The sequence below is a fragment of the Sphingobium aquiterrae genome, assembly GCF_037154135.1.
GTDB classification, from domain to species: domain Bacteria; phylum Pseudomonadota; class Alphaproteobacteria; order Sphingomonadales; family Sphingomonadaceae; genus Sphingobium; species Sphingobium aquiterrae.
In genome coordinates this window covers 1-6,105 of the sequence record NZ_JBANFL010000044.1, presented here as the reverse complement: position 1 = coordinate 6,105, position 6,105 = coordinate 1, and the positions used below count along the sequence as shown (strand labels likewise).

Genomic DNA, 6,105 nt, shown 5'->3' with positions numbered 1-6,105 from the left:
TCAACGTTCCGCCATCCTGACAGGGGGTCCCTTTTGCGCGCCGATAAGGGGTCCCGTTTGCACGCCGATTGACAGGCTGGACGCGCCAAAGACATGCGCCTCCGCCCCCGAAGCCCATCGCAATACCCCCGAAGTCGGCCGCCACACCGGGCGCAGATCGGGCGGCGCGATGGCAAGCAGCCCGCTTTCCCCCTCCACCATCACGCTGCGCACCTGTTCCGGCGTAGCCCCCACCAGGGCGATCCGCGCCGCGCCATCGCCCTGCGCAATGCCGCGCACCCATTCCGCCCCGGCCCGCGTCTTGCCGAAACCGCGCCCCGCCAGCACCAGCCACACGCGCCAGCCACCCGCCGGCGCCATCTGTTCCGGCCGCGCCCGCACCGCCCAGTTCCACCGCAGCGCCGCCAGTTCATCCCCGTTCAATGCCGCCAGCACCGCGTCCATCTCCGCATCCGGCAGCTGGCTCAATGCTTCCCAGTCAGACTGCATCGCCGCGCCCGCCCTTTGCCCGTGGCGGCGCACCCCGCTGCGGCGATGCCGGCACCTTGCCGCCGTTACGGCGATGCTCCAGCCCCGCTGTCACCGCCGCCCCGCTCTTCTTCAACCGCGCCCGCGCCTCCAGCAATTGCGCGCGCAGCAGCTGCGCCACCTCATCGCCAGACCGCGCGCCCTTCCGGCCCGGCGCCTTGCCGCGCAGCGCCTCCAGCCGCGCCTCGATCTCCGCCACGCGGGCGCGGTGCATGCCCAGCAGCCGCATCGCCGCCGCCACATCGCGCTCGCGCACGGCGACCGCCCGGCTCTCCTCCGCCGCATCCTCGCCGCGCACCATCCGGCGCGCCCAGGCCAGCATGTCCATCTCCAGCAGCTGATAGCCTTCCAGCAGCGCCACATCCCAGCGCGCCCGGAAGTCCGCATCGGCGATCCGCAACCGATAGATATGCCCCCGGTCGATCCCCGCCGCCTGCGCCGCCGCCGTCACGCAGGACGTGTCGATCAGCGCCGTGAAGAAGCTGTCCTTCTGTTCCGCCGTAATGCGCGGCCTGCGCTTTGCGGCAGCGGCCGTTTCCATCTCCCGTCCGCCCGGCTGCACTGGCGCCCGCCGTTCCTGCCCACCATCCTCACCCATGATCGCTCCGATCCGTCGGCGGCAACAAAAAGGGCCGGCCCTTTCGGACCAGCCCCACATCGCCACGCCGGCGACTCACAATTCCCAATATGGCAATATGTGCCATATCAGCATGACGATGTCAATATTAATTATCCCATTTGGTTATTTTGTGCAGCCGCCACCCTCTCCCGCATCTGCGCCGCCTCCGCCGTCAACAGGGCGGCAAGCGCGGGCCGGGCCTTCATCGCCGCGAGCCAGCCCACGGTCCGCGGCCACCGCCCGTCCTTCAGCAGGGCGCTGGCATAATCCAGGTTGATCAGCGAAGACGCCACCGCAAGGTCGGCCAGCGTCAACCGCTCATCCACCAGAAAGCCGCCCTGCGGGATCATGCCCTCCAGATAATCGAGCACCGGCGGCACCGCGTCACGCTCGGCCTCGTCCGCCCTGGCGGGGTCGGCGGGCCGGCCCAGCAGCCTGGCCACCACCCGATTGAAGAAGACCGGCACGATCGCCGGCTGCATGATCGTATCGCCGAATTCCTCGAACCACACCGTCCGGGCGCGGCTGCGCGGCGCGGCCGGGATCAGCGCGGGCTCCGGGTGAAGCGCCTCGGCATAGGCGATGATCGCGCTACTGTCGCACAGCGAAAAATCCCCGTCGACCATCGCGGGAAACTTGCGAAAGGGCGACGCCTTCTCGAAATCCTCGCCACCCGCGCCGAAGCCGGCCGGCACCACCTGATGCGCGATCCCCTTTTCCGCAAGGAACCAAAGGGTCTTGCGCACAAAGGGCGATGCCCGCATTCCATAGATGATCATGTCCGTCTCCTTCCCGTTAGTCGGGTCGGGATGTGCTATCATTCAGGTTTTATTTTGCAACTCTAATGCCCATGTCCGATCCCGCCGCCACATCCCAAATCCGCCCCGCACGTGCCCGCGACCTGCCGCCGCTCCATCGCGTGATCGAGCGCGCCTATCGCGGCGAGAGCGCGCGACAGGGCTGGACCTATGAATCCGACATATTGGACGGCACCCGCACCGACCTGCCGACCCTGGCCGCCATCCTGACCTCTCCCAACGAACGCCTGCTGGTGGCGGAAAGGGCCGGCCAGCCGATCGGCTGCGTCCAGATCACCGACAAGGGCGCCGGCCTCGCCTATCTCGGCCTGTTGTGCATCGAGCCGACATTACAGGCCGCGGGGCTGGGGCGCCAGCTCATCGCCGCGGCCGAAGCCCTCGCAACCGACGTCTTCGGCGCGACCCGGATGGAAATGACGGTCATCGACGTCCGGGCGGAACTCATCGCTTATTATGAGCGCCGCGGCTATCTCCGCACCGGCGAGACCCGGCCCTTCCCGATAGACGTCACTCCGCCACTGCGCATGACCGTCCTCGCCCGCGCCCTGCCCCCGCTCTGCCCCCTGCTCTGATCGCCCGACCGCGCGCACCGCTCGTCCCTTCCTGCTCCGGATCGGCGCGTCTTCCATGCCGCGCCGCAACATTTCCGCTGGCGGCCCATCGGCGCTTGGGCTACGCAACGGGACGATGCTCGACCGCCTGTACCAATGGACGCTGGCCAAGGCCGCGCACCGCCACGCCGAACGCTGGCTCTTCGCCATATCCTTCATGGAATCGAGTTTTTTCCCGATTCCCCCGCATCCGCTGCTGGGCCTGATGAGCCTCGCCCGGCCGGAAAAGGCATTGCGATTCGGCTTCATCTGCACGCTCGCCTCGGTGTTCGGCGGCCTGCTCGGCTATGCTATCGGCCATTTCCTATATGAAAGCCTGGGGCAGGCGATGCTCGCCGCGCTCGGCCTGTCCGCCAAATTCCCTGCCGCCGCCTGCTATCTGCGCGCCTATGGGGCGGAAATCATCCTGGTGAAGGGGGCCACGCCCATCCCCTTCAAGCTTATCACCATCACCGCCGGCTTCATCGGCCTGTCGCTCTTCACCTTCATCTGGGCCAGCATCCTGAGCCGCGCCTTCCAGTTCATGCTGGTCGGCATCCTGTTCTGGAAGTTCGGCGCGGCCATCAAGCCGTTTATCGAGAAATATCTGGGCTGGCTCTCCGCGCTGTTCCTCATGCTCATCGTCGGCGGCTTCATCGCCGCCTCCATGCTCTCGGGCGGCGGCGGCGCCACGAAGGACAGGTGCAGCAGCGCGACGATGGAGAGCATCGCCAGCCAGCGTGGCTGATCGCATGAGGTCCCCGCATAGCGCGCCGCAGCGAAAGCCCAGATCCCGGCCTTGGCCCCGGCCCAGATCCCGACCATGAACAACAGGGCCGCCCCGCTCCTCGCCGCCCTCAAGAAAGGCGCGGGCAGCGCCACGGCGCTGGCGGGCGGCGGCTTCCATCGCATCTTCGCCGCGCAGATCTACGGCCAGATCGTCACCATCCTCGTCCAGATCGCGCTTGTCCCCATCCTGCTGCACAGTTGGGGCGCGACGCGCTACGGCACATGGCTGCTCATCTCCTCCATCCCCGCCTATCTCACCATGTCGGATCTGGGCTTCACCACCGTCGCCAAGACGCTGATGGTGATGCGCGTGGCGGATGACGACCGCGAGGGCGCGCTGCGCTGCTACCATACGGTCTTCGCGCTGGTCTGCACCGTCGCCGCCATCGTCCTTGTCCTCGCGGCGATCCTCTATGCCACCGCCGCCTTCCTCGGTTCCGGCATCGACAGCCTCTGGCTGACCCTGGAAAACAGCACGACGCTGCTCATCCTCATCGCCTGGGTCATGGCCTATCAATTCTTCCTGCTGGTCGCCTCCGCCGTCCGCACCCTGGGCCGCCCCGCCGTCGAATCCACCTATGTCGCCACCATGCGCCTTGCCGAGGCGGCCGGCGTCGGCATCGCCGCGCTCTCGGGCTTCGGTTTCATCGCCGTCGCCGCCGCGATGCTGCTCATCCGCATCGCCATGACGCTGGGCCTCTATGTCTGGACATATGATCTGTCGGACTGGCTGCGCCTGGGGTTCGCCAAAGCCTCCCGCAAGGAGTTCGCCAGCCTGCGCGGCCCCGCCGCCGCCTTCATGGCCATCCCGCTCAGCCAGGCGATGCTGATGCAGGCGCCGATCATCGCGCTGGGCGCCGCCGTCGGCCCGGTCGCCGTCGCCGCCTTCGCCACCGCCCGCACCATCCTGCGCGTGGGCTGTTCGGCGATCAACATGCTCAACGCCACCTTCGTCACCCGCTATTCCGTGCTCGCCGGCTCCCGCCAGTTCGCGCTGTTCCGCAAGCTGACGAAGGTGCATCTGCTCATCTCCACCGCCTGCGTCATCGCCTATGCCGGCTTCGCGATCCTGGGCGGCCCCATCGCCCTCTCGCTGCTCACATCGGGCAAGCTGCATGCCGGCCTGACCCTCGTCATCCTGCTCACCCTCTCGGTCACGGCGGAGATGATCTACAGCTCGGCGCTCACGGCGCTTTCCGCCGCCAATGTCCACGCCGCGCCCAGCCATATCGCGCTTGCCGTCAGCATCCTCTCCGCCGGGCTCTGCCTGCTCGCGGCGGACTGGGGCGGCACCAACGATGTCGCGCTCGTCGTGCTCCTGTCACAACTCGTCATTCTCGCCGCGATCCTGTGGCTCACATGGCGCAGGCTCGAATCGATGCGTAACCGCGACGGGGCGCCGCAGCCATGACCAGCGTCCTCTATGTCGGCCGCTCTTCCGGCACCTCGGGCCAGCGCCTCGCCGCCCTGCGCCGCATCGGCTATGACGTGCATCAGGTCGATCCCTATGCCGCCCTGCCCACCGCCAGGCTGCTCCACGCATGGTCCTACAAGACCGGCAATCTCGGCCTCGACAACCGCGTCCACAGCCACATCGCCGCCGCCCTGGGCGACACCCGCTGCGATGTCGCGCTGGTCGACAATGGCGAGCTCATCTCCCCCCGCACCATCGCCACGCTGCGCCGCGCCGCCCGCCGCATCGCCGTCTTCAATCAGGACAATCCCTTCAGCGCGCGCGACGGCCATCGCTGGCGCCTCTTCCGCAAGGCGCTCCCGCATTATGATCTCTACATCACCCCCCGCCAGTCCAATATGGCGGAAGGCCGGCAGGCCGGCGCCCGCAACACCCTGCGCGTCTGGTTCAGCGCCGACGAGATCGCCCACCAGCCCATCGCCCTGACCGAGGAAGACCAGGCCCGCTTCGCCTGCGACGTCGCTTTCGTCGGCACCTGGATGCCCGAGCGCGGCCCGCTGATGCGCGCCCTCATCGCGCGCGGCCTGCCGCTCCGCATCTATGGCCCGCGCTGGCAGAAAGCACCGGAATTCGCCCAGATCGCCCCCTTCATCCATCAGGGCGAGTTGAAAGGCACGGATTACACCAAGGCGATCCTGGGCGCCCGCATCAGCCTCGCCCTCCTCTCCAAGGGCAATCGCGACCTCCACACCACCCGCTCGCTGGAAATCCCGGCCATTGGCGGCCTGCTCTGCGGCGAACGCACCAGCGAGCATCGGGCCCTCTACGAAGAGGGCCAGGAAGCCGTCTTCTGGGACGACGCCGCCGAATGCGCCGACCTCTGCACCGCCCTCCTCGCCGACGAACCCCGCCGCCGCGCCATGGCGCAAGCCGGCCACCAGCGCGCCCTCGCCAACCGCCACTTCAACCAACGCTGGCTCGCCGAAATGGTCGCCGCCGCCATGGCAACGCCGGAACGCTGAGCGCCCCAACTGCAAGCACGCCATAAAAGGGAGCCCCTCCCCCGCATCGTCATGCTGAACGCGTTTCAGTGCAGCCGAGGCACGTGACTCGGCGGCACATCCCGCCTCCGCAACCGCCGCGCATGGGGAGGCATGGATGCTGAAACACGTTCAGCATGACGAACGAAAACAACGCCGGCATCCCCCTCAACCGTCATTCCCGCGCAGGCGGGAATCCATCTCCCAACCGCGCCCCGCATCACCCCGCATAGAGCATTTTCAAATTGACCGTTTACGGTCAATGGCTCGGAAAATGCGACAACAAAGGACGAGAGCGTTTTCGCTC

8 protein-coding genes are annotated in these 6,105 nt (G+C 67.6%); 4 read left to right on the top strand and 4 right to left on the bottom strand.

The genetic code is table 11. The annotated features are described in order from the left end of the window. From WFP78_RS23150 to WFP78_RS23140, 3 genes are all read right to left on the bottom strand, one after another. Entirely contained in the window at positions 1-489 is a 489-nt protein-coding gene (locus tag WFP78_RS23150) for a terminase large subunit domain-containing protein (RefSeq protein WP_336966864.1), read from the bottom strand. Then, complete coding sequence (locus WFP78_RS23145; RefSeq protein ID WP_336966863.1) at positions 479-1,126, bottom strand: hypothetical protein; 648 nt, start codon at positions 1,124-1,126, stop codon at positions 479-481. The genes WFP78_RS23150 and WFP78_RS23145 overlap by 11 nt, the downstream gene beginning before the upstream one ends. 131 nt (positions 1,127-1,257) lie before the next feature. Further along, positions 1,258-1,926, bottom strand: a complete 669-nt coding sequence (locus WFP78_RS23140) for a glutathione S-transferase family protein (protein WP_336966861.1) — start codon at positions 1,924-1,926, stop codon at positions 1,258-1,260. Positions 1,927-1,997: 71 nt separating this feature from the next. On the opposite strand from WFP78_RS23140, the gene WFP78_RS23135 reads away from it, so the two are divergent. The 4 genes from WFP78_RS23135 to WFP78_RS23120 all read left to right on the top strand — a co-directional run bounded on the left by WFP78_RS23135 (position 1,998) and on the right by WFP78_RS23120 (position 5,780). Beyond that, positions 1,998-2,537 (top strand): GNAT family N-acetyltransferase, encoded by a 540-nt coding sequence (locus WFP78_RS23135; RefSeq protein ID WP_336966859.1) that lies wholly within the window; start codon positions 1,998-2,000, stop codon positions 2,535-2,537. Positions 2,538-2,652: 115 nt separating this feature from the next. After that, a complete protein-coding gene (locus WFP78_RS23130) occupies positions 2,653-3,303 on the top strand; it encodes a YqaA family protein (protein ID WP_336966866.1) in 651 nt (216 codons plus the stop codon). A gap of 75 nt (positions 3,304-3,378) precedes the next feature. Further along, positions 3,379-4,755, top strand: a complete 1,377-nt coding sequence (locus WFP78_RS23125) for a polysaccharide biosynthesis protein (RefSeq protein ID WP_336966858.1) — start codon at positions 3,379-3,381, stop codon at positions 4,753-4,755. Next, a complete protein-coding gene (locus tag WFP78_RS23120) occupies positions 4,752-5,780 on the top strand; it encodes a CgeB family protein (RefSeq protein WP_336966857.1) in 1,029 nt (342 codons plus the stop codon). The genes WFP78_RS23125 and WFP78_RS23120 overlap by 4 nt, the downstream gene beginning before the upstream one ends. Before the next feature lie 65 nt (positions 5,781-5,845). On the opposite strand, the gene WFP78_RS23115 is transcribed toward WFP78_RS23120, so the two are convergent. Beyond that, on the bottom strand, positions 5,846-6,105 hold a 260-nt coding region (locus tag WFP78_RS23115), incomplete at its 5' end, for a hypothetical protein (RefSeq protein WP_336966855.1).